Below are 12,798 nucleotides of genomic sequence, written 5' to 3'. Positions count from 1 at the left end.
TAGCCCCGGCTTTGGCTTTTAGCCTTGGCGTTGGCTTGAAGCCCCACTCCCGCTTGCGGGAGAGGGGTTGGGGTGAGGGCAAGCTTTTGCTTGAAAAGCCAAAGCCCCCTCATCCGCCCTTCGGGCACCTTCTCCCGCAGGCGGGAGAAGGGAGGTGCTTCGTTTCCTCGGTATCGGTTCAAGGCCAGAGCAAAGCCAAGGCCAAAAGCCAAGCTCGAAGCCGCAGCCCAAGCCAAAGCCAAAGCCAAAGCCAAAGCCAAGCTCGAAGCCGCAGCCCAAGCCCAAGCAAGGCTCAAAGCCCAAAGCCCAAAGCGAAAAGCGAAAAGCGAAAAACGAAAAGCGAAAAACGAAAAACGAAAAGCGAAAAGCGAAAAGCGAAAAGCGAAAAGCGAAAAGCCAAAAGCCAAAAGCCAAAAGCCAAAAGCTAAAAGCTAAAAGCTAAAAGCTAAAGCCCAGCCAAGGCTCGAAGCCCGAGGCTGATGCCCCGCGCCCAGGCTTAACGCTGTAGCGTTGACGCCCAAACTGGCTTCATGGAGAGTCAGTGGCGCGCGTCTCAGGCGCTATCCAAGCCTTCATCTTGCGCGCACCGGGCAGCAGTGTTCAGGGGCGGCTTGGTGCAAGGCGTCGCCGCCCAGAGCTTCGTCCTGCGTGCAGTCGGGTCGCGACGTTCAATTGTCATGTTGTAAGCGGAGGAGGGGGTTCGTACACCCGAATTCCGCCCAACAAAAAACCCGACACAAGGCCGGGTTTTTCATGCCGGGAGTCTTGCGACTCCAGGTTGTTGCGCGGATCAGGCAGCCTTGATGGCTTTGATGCGTGCAGTCAAACGGCTCTTGTGACGCGCAGCCTTGTTCTTGTGAATCAGGCCACGGGCGCTGAAACGGTCGAGGATAGGCTGGGCGACGGCAAAGGCTGCCTCGGCGCCAGCGGCGTCGTTGGCATCCAGAGCCTTGATCACCTTCTTGACGGCGGTGCGCAGCATCGAACGCTGAGCCGTGTTGCGCGCGTTGCGCACAACGGTCTGCTTGGCGCGCTTCTTGGCGGACTTGATATTGGCCACAGTGGTGGTTTCCTGAAAATCGATGTGGTGGGAACAGCAAGCATGCAAGTATGATGGCTGGCTGAAAGAACGTCAAGTCAAGTTGTCAAGAGGGAGTTGCATGAGCGGCCGTTTGCTCAAATCCACTGCTGTATTCAGTTCCATGACGTTCCTGTCGCGCATCAGCGGACTGGTCCGCGACCAAGTTTACGCGCATGTGTTTGGTGCCAGTGCGGCCATGGACGCCTTCGTCGTCGCGTTCAGGATTCCCAACTTCATGCGCCGCCTTTCCGCTGAGGGCTCGTTCTCGATGGCGTTCGTGCCGGTATTGGCCGAATACAAGGCCAACGGCGACCAAGCGGCGGTCAAGACGCTGGTAGACCGGGTTGCCGGGGTGCTGACGGCCTCCCTGCTGGTGATGACGGCTGCGGCCATCCTGCTGGCGCCCTGGCTGATGCGGGTATTCGCTCCAGGCTTCGCGCCGGGCAGCGAGCAGGCCGAACTAGCCACCTTGATGCTGCAGATCACCTTTCCTTACGCGCTGTTCATCTCGCTGGCGTCGCTGGTGGGCGGGGTGCTCAACAGTTACCAGAAGTTCGCCGTACCCGCGCTTTCACCGATCCTGCTGAATATTTCGATGATCGCAGCGGCACTTTGTCTGGTGCCGCACATGAAGGCCTGGGGCTATGAGCCGGTGCTGGCCCTGGCCTGGGGTGTGTTCGTGGCGGGCATCCTGCAACTCGCGTTCCAGTTGCCTTCGCTGGCGAAACTGGGGCTGTTGCCACGGCCCAGGTTCGATCTTGCCCATGCCGGCGTGCGCAAGATCATGAAGCTGATGGTGCCGACCCTGTTCGGATCGTCGGTGGCCCAGGTCAACCTGTTGTTCAATACGCTGGCGGCCTCGATGTTGATGGGCGGCAGCGTTACCTGGCTGTATTACAGCGATCGTTTGCTGGAGTTCCCGCTGGGCATGTTCGGCGTGGCCATCGGCACGGTCATCCTGCCGCATCTGTCCAGTCGCCATGCCAGCTCCGATCCTGAAGGGTATTCCAAGGGGCTGGACTGGGGTTTCCGGCTGTGCCTGCTGATTGGTGTGCCGGCCTGTATAGGGCTGGTGCTGTGCGCGCAGCCGCTGCTGGCAACCCTGTTCCAGTACGGTCGGTTCTCCGAGCAGGACATGCGTATGAGCAGTCTGAGCCTGATGGCGCAGTCGCTGGCGGTGCCTGCGTTCCTGCTGGTCAAGGTGCTGGCGCCGGCCTTCTATTCGCGGCAGGACACCCGCACGCCAGTGAAGGCGGCGGTGGCTTCGATCATCATCAACATCGTCTGCACGGTGCTGCTGTTCGTCGCGATGTTCTCCTTCAGTCCCATGGGCCAGGCAGCGCTTGTCGCGGCCGATGGGCAGTGGCTGGAGGCGCTGAAGAAGGTGGAAGGGGCGCATGCGCTGCTGGCTCTGGCCATTGCGGTGGCCGGTTGGGCCAATGCCCTGCAGCTGTGGTGGTATCTGCGCAGGGCGCGGGTGTATCAGCTTCAGCCCGGCTGGGGACGGTTCCTGCTGCAGTTGGCGGTGGCCAGCGTGCTGATGCTGGTGGCCGTGGTGGCGCTGCGGCTGTTCTGGTCCGATTGGACCGCCTGGGCCTGGTGGGAGCGTGGCTGGCGCTTGGCGGTGCTGGTCGGCACTGGCGGTGCGGTCTATGCCGCTGGCCTGCTGCTGATGGGCTATCGGCCGCGTGAACTGCGCGGCCAGTAAGCCGACAGCGTGGCCGGCCCCGTTATACTTCAGGGCTACACACGACAGAACCGGCCCCTATGGGCCGGATCCGGATGGAATGAGCAGGCTTTTTAGAGACGTCGAAGGCGGGGTGTTGTTCCCGCAGGGAAGCGTGGTCTGCATTGGTGCCTTCGATGGCCTGCACCTGGGCCATCGGGCGCTGGTGCGCCACGCGGTTGCCCGTGCCCGCGCCTTGGGTGTGCCGGCCGTTGCCTTGGGCTTTGAGCCGCTGCCGCGCGAGTTCTTCGCCAAGGACAGCCCGCCGCCACGGCTGATGCTGGCCCGTGACAAGGTCGCCACGCTGCGTGAGTTGGGGGTCGACAGCGTCGGCCTGCTGCGCTTTGACGCCAAGATGGCGGCGACCACCGCCGAGGATTTCGTGCGCGACATGCTGGTGCGCCGGCTCGGTGGGCGCGAAGTCTGGATTGGCCCCAAGTTCCATTTCGGCAACCGCCGTGGCGGCGATATCGCCTTGCTGCAGGCGATGGGCGCCGAGCTGGGTTTTGTCGCCGGTGAGATCGAGCCGGTTCACCTGAACGGCGAGCGCATTTCCAGCACCCGTATCCGCGAGCTGATCGTGGCCGGCGAGTTCGCCCATGCCGGCGAGTTGCTGGGCCGCCCGTATTCGATTGGCGGCCGGGTAGTGCGCGGGCGGCAGCTCGGCCGCACCTTGGGCTTCCCTACCGCCAACTTGCGTTTCCCGAAAACACCCGCACTTTCTGGTATCTACGCTACCTGGGTACACGGTGTTTTCGAGCAGCCGTGGCCGTCGGTGTCGAGCTTCGGCACGCGGCCCACGGTTGAAGGCGTGGAGCCGTTGCTGGAGGCACACCTGTTCGACTTCAACGGCGACCTGTACGGCCGTCACATCGAAGTGGAATTCGTTGCCAAGCTGCGGGATGAAGAGAAGTTCAACGATCTGCCGGCGCTGACCGAGCAGATGCACCGCGACGCAGAGCAAGCGCGTCGCATCCTTTCCGAACACAGATTGCGAGCTACCGCGTGAGCCAGGATTACAAAGCCACCCTCCATCTGCCCGCAACGGAATTCCCGATGCGCGGCGACCTGCCCAAGCGTGAGCCGGGCATCCTGGCACGTTGGGAAGAGCAGGGCATTTACGCGCAGCTTCGTGAGAACGCGAAGGGCCGCCCGCTGTTCGTGCTGCACGACGGCCCGCCGTACGCCAATGGCCAGATCCACCTGGGTCACGCGGTCAACAAGATCCTCAAGGACATCATCGTAAAGTCGCGCTACATCGACGGCTTCGATGCGCCCTACGTGCCGGGCTGGGATTGCCATGGCCTGCCGATCGAAATCGCGGTCGAGAAGAAGTGGGGCAAGGTCGGCGTCAAGCTTGATGCCGAGCAGTTCCGGCAGAAGTGCCGTGAGTACGCCGAAGAGCAGATCAACCTGCAGCGCGCTGATTTCAAGCGCCTGGGTGTGATCGGCGATTGGGAAAACCCGTACAAGACGCTGAGCTTCGACTTCGAGGCCAATGAAATCCGCGCGCTGGCCAAGATCGTCGCCAACGGGCATCTGGTGCGTGGCGCCAAGCCGGTGCATTGGTGCTTCGATTGCGGCTCGGCCTTGGCCGAGGCTGAAATCGAATACCAGGACAAGACCTCGCCGGCCATCGACGTGGCCTATGCCGCGCGTGATTCCAAGGCGCTGGCGGCCAGCTTCGGTGTCGAGCTGCCGGCCGGTGTGGAAGTGGCAGTGCCGATCTGGACCACCACGCCGTGGACGCTGCCCGCTTCGCTGGCTGTGTCGCTGGGTGCGGATATCGAATACGCGCTGGTCGAAGGCCCGGCCCACAACGGCCAGCCGCGCTGGCTGGTGCTGGCGTCTGCCTTGGCTGAGCGCTCGCTGGGCCGCTACGGCGTAGCCGAGGTGGTCGTGCACGGCCATGCCAAGGGTTCGGCGCTGGAAAACCAGCTGCTGGCACACCCGTTCTATGCCAACCGCGACCTGCCGCTGCTCAATGGCGAGCACGTTTCCGATACCGACGGTACCGGTGCGGTGCACACCGCGCCCGGCCACGGCCAGGAAGATTTCGCGGTCAGCCAGCAGTACGGGGTGATGGAAAACTACAACGCCGGCCAGATCAACCCGATCGATGGCCGTGGCGTATACCTGCCGTCGACGCCGCCGGCGGGTACGGTCGAGCTGGCCGGTCAGCACCTGTGGAAAGCACAGCCGCTGATCGTCGAGGTGCTGCGCGAAAGCGGCGCGCTGCTGGCGTTCTTCGAGATCCAGCACAGCTACCCGCATTGCTGGCGTCACCGCACGCCGGTGGTGTTCCGTGCAACGCCGCAGTGGTTCATCTCGATGGACAAGGCCAACCTGCGCAACGACGCGATGGCTGCCATCGACAACGTGGCGTGGTTCCCGAGCTGGGGCAAGGCACGCATCAGCAGCATGGTCGACGGCCGCCCGGACTGGTGCATCAGCCGCCAGCGCACCTGGGGCGTGCCGATCGCGCTGTTCACCCACCGCGAAACCGGCGAGCCGCATCCGCGTACCGTCGAGTTGATGCAGCAGGTGGCTGACCGCGTGGAGAAGGGTGGCATCGACGTCTGGTATTCGCTGGACGCCACCGAACTGCTCGGCGATGAAGCCGCACAATACGAAAAGGTCACCGACATCCTCGATGTCTGGTTCGATTCCGGCGTCACCCACGAAGCGGTGCTGCTGGCACGTGGCTTCGGCAAGCCGGCCGACCTGTACCTGGAAGGTTCCGACCAGCACCGTGGCTGGTTCCAGTCCTCGCTGCTGACCGGCGTGGCCATCGACAAGCATGCGCCGTACAAGCAGTGCCTCACCCATGGTTTCACCGTGGACGAGCACGGCCGCAAGATGTCCAAGTCGCTGGGCAACGGCATCGAGCCGCAGGAAATCATGCGCACCCTGGGCGCGGACATCCTGCGCCTGTGGATCGCCTCGGCCGACTACAGCAACGAGATGTCGCTGTCGCAGGAAATCCTCAAGCGCAATGCCGACGCCTACCGCCGTCTGCGCAACACCGCGCGTTTCCTGCTCGGCAACCTGGATGGCTTTGATCCGGTGCAGCATCTGGTCGCATTGCCCGATATGGTCGCCCTGGACCGCTGGATCGTGCATCGCGCGTTCGAGCTGCAGGAGAAGATCAAGGCGGCCTATGCCAACTACAACATGGCCGAGATCGTGCAGCTGCTGCTGAACTTCTGCAGCGTCGACCTGGGCTCGTTGTACCTGGACGTGACCAAGGACCGCCTGTACACGATGCAGGAAGATTCGCGCGGCCGTCGTTCGGCGCAGAGCGCGATGTTCCATATCGCCGAAGCGTTCGTGCGCTGGGTGGCACCGATCCTGACCTTCACCGCCGAAGAACTGTGGGGTTACCTGCCGGGCAAGCGTGCCGAGAACGTGCTGTTCACCACCTGGTACGACGGCTTGGCGCCGTTGCCGGCCGACGCACAGCTCAACGCCGCTGATTTCGATCAGCTGCTGGCACTGCGCGAGCAGGTCTCCAAGGTGCTCGAGCCGATGCGTGCCAATGGCGCCATTGGTGCCGCGCTGGAAGCGGAGATCACCGTCGCCGCCAATGAAGAGCAGGCCGCGCGCTGGCAGCCGCTGGCCGAGGAACTGCGCTTCCTGTTCATCAGTGGCGATGTCAGCGTGCGCCCGGCAACCACCGACGAGGTGTTTGTCAGCGCGCAGCCGACCGACAAGGCCAAGTGTGTGCGTTGCTGGCATTACCGCGCCGATGTCGGTTCGGTGGAAGCGCATCCGGAGCTGTGCGGCCGCTGCGTCAGCAATATCGACGGTGCCGGCGAAGACCGCCGCTGGTTCTAAGGGCCAGCAGTGAGTGATGAGGAGTGAGGAGCGGGATACGGCAACGGTCTCCTCCGCGCTTCTTCGGTTGGTGAACTTTTATGGGTGTTTGCATGCAGTCAAAAACGGTTAAACCCAATGCGTTGATCTACCTGCTGGTATCCGTGGCCGTGATTGGCCTGGACCAGTGGAGCAAGGCCTGGGTGCTGTCCAGCCTGCCTGAATTCACCCCGGTGCCGGTGATTGACGGCTTCTGGAACTGGTACCGTACCTACAACACCGGCGCGGCATTCAGCTTCCTCAGCGATGCCGGTGGCTGGCAGCTGTGGTTCTTCACCTTCCTGGCCGTTGCGATCAGTGGGCTGATGGCGTTCTGGCTGTCGCGCACGCCGCGTGCCAATTGGCGCAGTGCGCTGCCGTACGCGCTGGTGATCGGCGGTGCCATCGGCAACGTCATTGACCGCCAGATTCACGGTCACGTCATTGATTTCATTCAATGGTATGTAGGCAAGCACTACTGGCCGTCGTTCAACATCGCCGATGCGGCGATCGTGGGCGGCGCCATCGGTATCGCCTTGATGGGCTTGCTTGACGGCAAGGCCGAAAAAAAAGCCGGATGATGCCGGCGCCCGTTCCCGCATTTGCGACCGTCAGCGGTCGGAGTCGTTGAAGATGGATGTACTGCTCGCCAATCCCCGTGGTTTCTGTGCCGGTGTCGACCGTGCCATCGAGATCGTCAAACGCGCCATCGAAACCCTGGGCGCGCCGATCTATGTGCGGCATGAGGTGGTGCACAACCGCTTTGTGGTCGATGACCTGAAGGCACGCGGCGCGATCTTCGTCGAAGAACTCGACGAGGTGCCTGACGGCAATACCGTCATCTTCAGTGCGCACGGTGTGTCGCAGGCGGTGCGCATCGAAGCTGATCGCCGTGGTTTGAAGGTGTTCGATGCCACCTGCCCGCTGGTGACCAAGGTGCATCTGGAAGTGGCGCGCCACTGCCGTGCTGGCCGCGATGTGGTGCTGATCGGCCACGAAGGTCACCCGGAAGTGGAAGGCACCATGGGCCAGTGGAACCGGGAGAAGGGCAAGGGCCATATCTATCTGGTGGAGAGCGTGGAAGACGTGGCGGCGCTGCAGGTATCGCAGCCGGAAAACTTCGCCTACACCACCCAGACCACCTTGTCGGTGGATGACACGCGCGCGGTGATTGAAGCGCTGCGCCTGCACTTCCCCAAAATCCAGGGGCCGAAGAACGACGACATCTGCTACGCCACGCAGAACCGCCAGGATGCGGTGCGCGACCTGGCCACGCAGTGCGATCTGGTCCTGGTGGTGGGTTCGCCGAACAGCTCCAATTCCAACCGGCTCAGCGAGCTTGCACGCCGTGAGGGCGTGGAGTCGTATCTGATTGATGGCGCGCACGAGATCGACCCGCAGTGGGTGGTCGGCAAGAAGCACATCGGCCTCACCGCAGGTGCCTCGGCACCGCAGGTGCTGGTGGATGGGGTGATTGCACGGCTGCGTGAACTGGGCGCCGGTGAGGTGCACGAAACCGGCGGCGAGCCGGAGTCGATGGTGTTCGCGCTGCCCAAGGAACTGCGCCTGCGCCTTGTCGACTGAGCATCAGTGCGCAATGGCAAACCCCCGAAGCCGGCCCACAAGGCCGGCTTTATTGATGCATGCTTGAGCTACCTTGGCTCAGCTGGGGCCCCAGCTGGGCAACGATGAAATCAATGAAGACGCGCACCCGGGGTATCTGCGCGGACAAGGGTGGCCACACCAGAAAGACGCCGCGTGTGGCCGGTGCATGCGCTTTCAATATCTCCAGCAGGCGGCCATCGGCAAGCTCGTTGCGGACCATATAGTCCGGTACCTGCACGATACCCAGTCCTGCCAACGCGGCACTGGCGAGCGCTTCGGCATCGTTCAAGGCTTTGTTGAGGTAGGCGGGTTTGGGAATCAGCTTGTCCTGGTAGCGCCACGGCTCCAGTCGTTCGTTGTCCGGATGGCGGTAATACAGGCAGTGGTGGTCAGCCAGTTCGTCAGGTGATTTCGGTATGCCGTGCTCGGCGAAGTAAGCCGGCGCGGCGCAGGTAATCAAAGCATACGAGCCCAGCAGCCTGGCCTGCAGGCTGGAGTCCTCCAGTTCGCCTGCCCATAGGCCCAGATCAAACGCTTCTTCAATCAGATCAAGGTGCGCGGCGTCCAGGTTGACGTTGACGATTACCTCGGGATATCGCGCATGGAAGTCGCGCATCAGCGGCAGCAACATCTTGCGGCCGAGCACCGGCGCGGCGCTGATTCTCAGCCGCCCGCGCGGGCTGTGCTGGCGCATGCTCAGCTCGCGCTCCGCTTCCTGCAGATCCTTCAGCACCTTGTCAGCGTAGCGATACAGCACTTCGCCTTCACTGGTGAGGGCCAAAGAGCGTGTGGTGCGATTGAGCAGGCGTGTACTCAAGCGCAGCTCCAGGCGTTCGACCGCCTTGCCTACAGCCGATGCGGACAGGCCCAGTTGCCTGCCCGCGGCAGAGAAGCTGCCGGCCTGTACGGCTGTGGCAAAGGCGACCAAGCCGTTCAATGATTCGAGTGAAGAGAGAACTGACGACATTTTTTCCTGACTGTCATGAAGCCTGCGTGGATTCCAACATTGCAGACAGAGGCCGACGATGACTGTCACGGCTCCGTTGTGCTGATGTGATTGATGACGAGGGCAAGACGTTTGGAGGTTCTGATACAGGAGCGGCTCGGCATGGCTACCCAGCAAAAATACGCGGGTACAGGCACACAAGTGCATGGTGACAGTGCGCCTGCATGGCGGGGTGTGGAAACGCCGACGTACGACGTGGTGATCGTAGGCGGTGGCTCTGCCGGCGCAGTGATGGCAAGCCGGCTCAGCGAGGAGCCGTTCCGACGTGTGCTGCTGATAGAGGCGGGGCAGAGCTACCCGCCGGAGGCTTATCCGGATGCGGTACGCCTGCAGCACATCATCGGCGGTGACGCGGCGCATGACTGGGGCTATACCTCCGAGCCCACCCGTTACGGCACGAGTATTCCGCTGCCGCGTGGCAAGGTGCTGGGCGGCTGTTCGGCGGTCAACGCCGGTGTCGCGATGCGCGCACCGGCGGGCGATTTCGAACGCTGGACCGCAGCAGGCCTGGAGCATTGGACGGCGCAGGATGTATTGCCGTTTTTCCAGCGCAGCGAACGCACCGTGCACGGTGACGGTGCTTTCCACGGTCGTAGCGGACCTTGGCCAATTCACTACCTGCAGGACGATGAAGTTTCCGACATGCAGCGCGCCTTCGTCGCTTCAGCAACGCAGGCCGGCTTCGCAAGCGTCACCGATTTCAACAGCGACCAGCCGTTCGGTGTTGGCCCTTACCCGATGAACAACCGCATGGGGCAGCGCCTGAATACCGGCATGACCTATCTGTCCCTGGATGTGCGCCAGCGGCCCAATCTGACCATCCGCAGCCAGGCACTGGTGGACCGCGTAGCGTGCGAGAACGGCGCTGCGGTGGCGGTGGTGCTGGCCGATGGGCAACGCATCAGCGGGAACAGCATCGTGTTGTGCGCCGGCGCCTATGGCACCGCTGCCATCCTGCTGCGCTCGGGCATTGGCCCGGCGGCGGACGTGCAGGCGCTGGGAATGGAGGTGGTGGCCAACCTGCCGGTCGGCACACGCCTGCAGGAGCATCCATTCTTCTACACCACCTGGGCCGCACGCCCGAACCGGCTCGGCCTGCCGGTGCCGCCGGTGGGCGCCATGCTGTGGACGCAATCGTCGAAGGCCCCGGTGGATGTGGGCGACCTGCACGTGTCGGCAGTGCATTACGGTGACCCGGAGACCTCCCCCACCGGCGCCATCTTCATGCTTGCCCTGGCGCTGACACGGCCGCGTTCGCTGGGAACGGTGACGCTGCGCTCGCGAGACCCTGCGGCAGCGCCGGTGATCGCGCTCAACCTGCTGAGCGAAGCGCAGGACAGGCAATTGATGGTGGAGGGCATCGAGCTGATCCGCCGCATTGCGCGGACAGGCCCTTTGGCCGCCCTGATTGCCGAAGAGATGGTGCCGGGCGCCTTCTGCACCAGCCGCGACGCACTGGAAGCGGCGCTGCCGATGGCGTTGGATATCTACCACCACCCAAGCTCGACGGCACCGATGGGTGGCGCCAACGATGTGCATGCGGTCACCGATTACCAGGGACGGGTACGCGGCATTGATCGCCTGCGTGTGGCCGATGCATCGCTGTTCCCGGATGTGCCCTGCGTGGCGACCAATCCGACCGTGATCATGTTGGCCGAGCGCATCAGCCAGTGGATGCGGGATGCGGACAGGTGAGGAAGCATGAGCTGCTGCATGCCCGTCTGAGGCGAACGGCGATGGTATGGCTGTCGGTGTATCCAACGGTGCTGCTGGTGCTGAAGCTGTTGAGCACCTATGGCCCCGGTTTCAGCCAGTGGCCGCTGCCGCTGCGCGCATTGGGATCAACCATGATCGTGGTGCCGATCGTGGTCAACATCACTGCCCCGCTGTTTGAAGCAGTGGTGGCCAAGTTAATGCGCCTCTGGTTGCATTGCCGCCGCTCGCGCGCACGCCGCCAATGACCCACACCCTGGAGGTTCCATGAGCGCGGCAACTCACTCCCCCGGCCAATTGCGCCGCGCAGCCAATTGGATCAACGGCATTCCGCGCTTTGACGGTGTGCCCAAGGAGTCGATAGACCCGGCAACCTACCAGGTGATCGGCAGCTATCCGGACAACGGCCGTGCGGCGGCGATGGCGGCCGTGTCCGCCGCCTCGCAGGCCTTCCAGCGAACCTTGTGGGCGCATGATCACGAACTGCGCGCGCGGGTACTTGAGGAAATGGCGCAGGCATTTGAACGCAACCGCGATCGGTTGCTGGAGATCCTGTCGTTGGAGAACGGCAAGGTAGCGGCCGAGGCCGCGTTTGAACTGGACATGGTGCCCAGCAAACTCCGCTATTCGGCGGCGACGGCGCTGCTGGAAACGGGCCGTGCATTGCGGCCCAAGCCCGGGCGGTTGTCGATGATATTGCGCCAGCCCATGGGCGTGGCGGCAGTGATTGCGCCTTGGAATTCACCGGTGGTGCTTACCATCCGATCGTTGGCGCCGGCTTTGGCGGCCGGCTGCACCACGGTGATCAAACTGCCTGCGCAGGTAGCGCAGACCGCCAGCATGATGGCCAGAATCATGGGCGAAGCGCCGTCCTTGCCGCGCGGGGTGATCAATCTGTTTTTTGAAAGCGGACCAGAAGGTTCCAGCTATCTGGTGGATTCGCCGGATGTGCCGGTGGTTAGTTTTACCGGTTCCACACGCACCGGGCGCGCGATCAGCAGCACTGGGGCCAGGCATCTGAAACGCTTCGGCATGGAGCTGGGTGGCAAGACGCCGATGATCCTGTTTGAAGACGCGGACCTGCAGCAGGCGCTGCCCATGCTCGAAAAGGCGCTGACGATATTCAGCGGACAGTTCTGCATGACCGGTTCGCGCCTTCTGGTGCACGACGCCATCTACGATGCGGTGCGCGATGGCATGGCGGCACGGCTGCGCGCGGTCAGGGTGGGCCCGGCGGCCGACCCCGGCAGTGACATGGGGCCGTTGATTGATCGTGCCAATGTCGCGCGGGTGGACGCGGTGGTGGAAAACGCCATCGGCGCCGGCGCGGCGGTGGTGGAGCGCGGCGGGCCGATCACCAGCGGGCCGCTGCGCAAGGGCGCGTTCTTCCGCCCGGCCTTGCTGGAAGTATTCGACAACGCACTGGACATCATCCAGCAGGAAACCTTCGGCCCGGTGCTCACCCTGCAACGCTTCAGCGATGAAGCGCAGGCGGTGCGGTTGGCCAACGACAACGAATACGGACTGGCCGCCAGCGTGTGGACGCGCGATGTCGACCGCGCATTGCGCGTTGCAGAAGCGCTTGATGCCGGCTCGGTCTGGATCAACGACTGGGCGCGAGTGTTCGATGGCACGGAGGAGGGCGGCTTCAAGCAGTCCGGATTGGGGCGGCTCAATGGATTGGCAGCCCTGGAAGATTTTCTCGAATACAAACACATCGCGCTGCACCCCGGCCTGGGCGAGCGTTGATCAGTACTGCACGTCCGCGAGCTGCTGTTTGCTGCCACGGCGTTATGGCGGGAGGACACGGCG

The 12,798-nt window shown here is 63.3% G+C and carries 11 protein-coding genes; 9 read left to right on the top strand and 2 right to left on the bottom strand.

Going from position 1 to position 12,798, the window contains the following annotated elements; all coding sequences use genetic code 11:
- Positions 1 to 90 precede the first annotated feature (90 nt).
- Positions 91 to 435: a hypothetical protein gene (locus ACVOKO_RS16715; protein ID WP_346499996.1), complete on the top strand. Its 345-nt coding sequence runs from the start codon at positions 91 to 93 to the stop codon at positions 433 to 435.
- A 355-nt stretch (positions 436 to 790) separates the two neighbouring features.
- Here the strand turns inward: ACVOKO_RS16715 and rpsT are convergent, their stop codons facing one another.
- The gene (gene rpsT, locus ACVOKO_RS16710) at positions 791 to 1,060 is read right to left on the bottom strand and encodes a 30S ribosomal protein S20 (RefSeq protein WP_057629708.1); all 270 of its coding nucleotides are present in this window, start codon (positions 1,058 to 1,060) and stop codon (positions 791 to 793) included.
- A gap of 100 nt (positions 1,061 to 1,160) precedes the next feature.
- On the opposite strand from rpsT, the gene murJ reads away from it, so the two are divergent.
- The 5 genes from murJ (at position 1,161) to ispH (ending at position 8,246) form a co-directional block, all read left to right on the top strand.
- Positions 1,161 to 2,789 carry a murein biosynthesis integral membrane protein MurJ gene (gene murJ / locus ACVOKO_RS16705; protein WP_346499995.1) on the top strand — a complete coding sequence of 543 codons (1,629 nt, stop codon included), beginning with the start codon at positions 1,161 to 1,163 and terminating at the stop codon, positions 2,787 to 2,789.
- Between the two features lie 79 nt (positions 2,790 to 2,868).
- Positions 2,869 to 3,816 carry a bifunctional riboflavin kinase/FAD synthetase gene (locus tag ACVOKO_RS16700; protein ID WP_346499994.1) on the top strand — a complete coding sequence of 316 codons (948 nt, stop codon included), beginning with the start codon at positions 2,869 to 2,871 and terminating at the stop codon, positions 3,814 to 3,816.
- Positions 3,813 to 6,644 (top strand): isoleucine--tRNA ligase, encoded by a 2,832-nt coding sequence (ileS, locus tag ACVOKO_RS16695; protein ID WP_346499993.1) that lies wholly within the window; start codon positions 3,813 to 3,815, stop codon positions 6,642 to 6,644. The genes ACVOKO_RS16700 and ileS overlap by 4 nt, the downstream gene beginning before the upstream one ends.
- 92 nt (positions 6,645 to 6,736) lie before the next feature.
- On the top strand, positions 6,737 to 7,243 hold the full coding sequence (lspA, locus tag ACVOKO_RS16690) for a signal peptidase II (RefSeq protein ID WP_346499992.1): 507 nt from the start codon (positions 6,737 to 6,739) through the stop codon (positions 7,241 to 7,243).
- A gap of 52 nt (positions 7,244 to 7,295) precedes the next feature.
- Entirely contained in the window at positions 7,296 to 8,246 is a 951-nt protein-coding gene (gene ispH, locus ACVOKO_RS16685) for a 4-hydroxy-3-methylbut-2-enyl diphosphate reductase (protein ID WP_346499991.1), read from the top strand.
- 49 nt (positions 8,247 to 8,295) lie between these two features.
- On the opposite strand, the gene ACVOKO_RS16680 is transcribed toward ispH, so the two are convergent.
- Complete coding sequence (locus ACVOKO_RS16680) at positions 8,296 to 9,234, bottom strand: LysR family transcriptional regulator (RefSeq protein WP_346499990.1); 939 nt, start codon at positions 9,232 to 9,234, stop codon at positions 8,296 to 8,298.
- 141 nt (positions 9,235 to 9,375) lie between these two features.
- Here ACVOKO_RS16680 and ACVOKO_RS16675 point away from each other — a divergent pair, with 141 nt between their 5' ends.
- The 3 genes from ACVOKO_RS16675 to ACVOKO_RS16665 all read left to right on the top strand — a co-directional run bounded on the left by ACVOKO_RS16675 (position 9,376) and on the right by ACVOKO_RS16665 (position 12,735).
- On the top strand, positions 9,376 to 10,968 hold the full coding sequence (locus ACVOKO_RS16675) for a GMC family oxidoreductase (protein ID WP_346499989.1): 1,593 nt from the start codon (positions 9,376 to 9,378) through the stop codon (positions 10,966 to 10,968).
- Between the two features lie 68 nt (positions 10,969 to 11,036).
- A complete protein-coding gene (locus tag ACVOKO_RS16670; RefSeq protein WP_346499988.1) occupies positions 11,037 to 11,234 on the top strand; it encodes a hypothetical protein in 198 nt (65 codons plus the stop codon).
- Positions 11,235 to 11,253: 19 nt separating this feature from the next.
- Positions 11,254 to 12,735 (top strand): aldehyde dehydrogenase family protein, encoded by a 1,482-nt coding sequence (locus ACVOKO_RS16665; RefSeq protein WP_346499987.1) that lies wholly within the window; start codon positions 11,254 to 11,256, stop codon positions 12,733 to 12,735.
- Positions 12,736 to 12,798: the final 63 nt, after the last annotated feature.

This window comes from Stenotrophomonas sp. STEN240 (assembly GCF_056756175.1).
The sequence above is the reverse complement of the archived record's forward strand: the minus strand, read 5'-3'. Positions and strand labels throughout refer to the sequence as shown.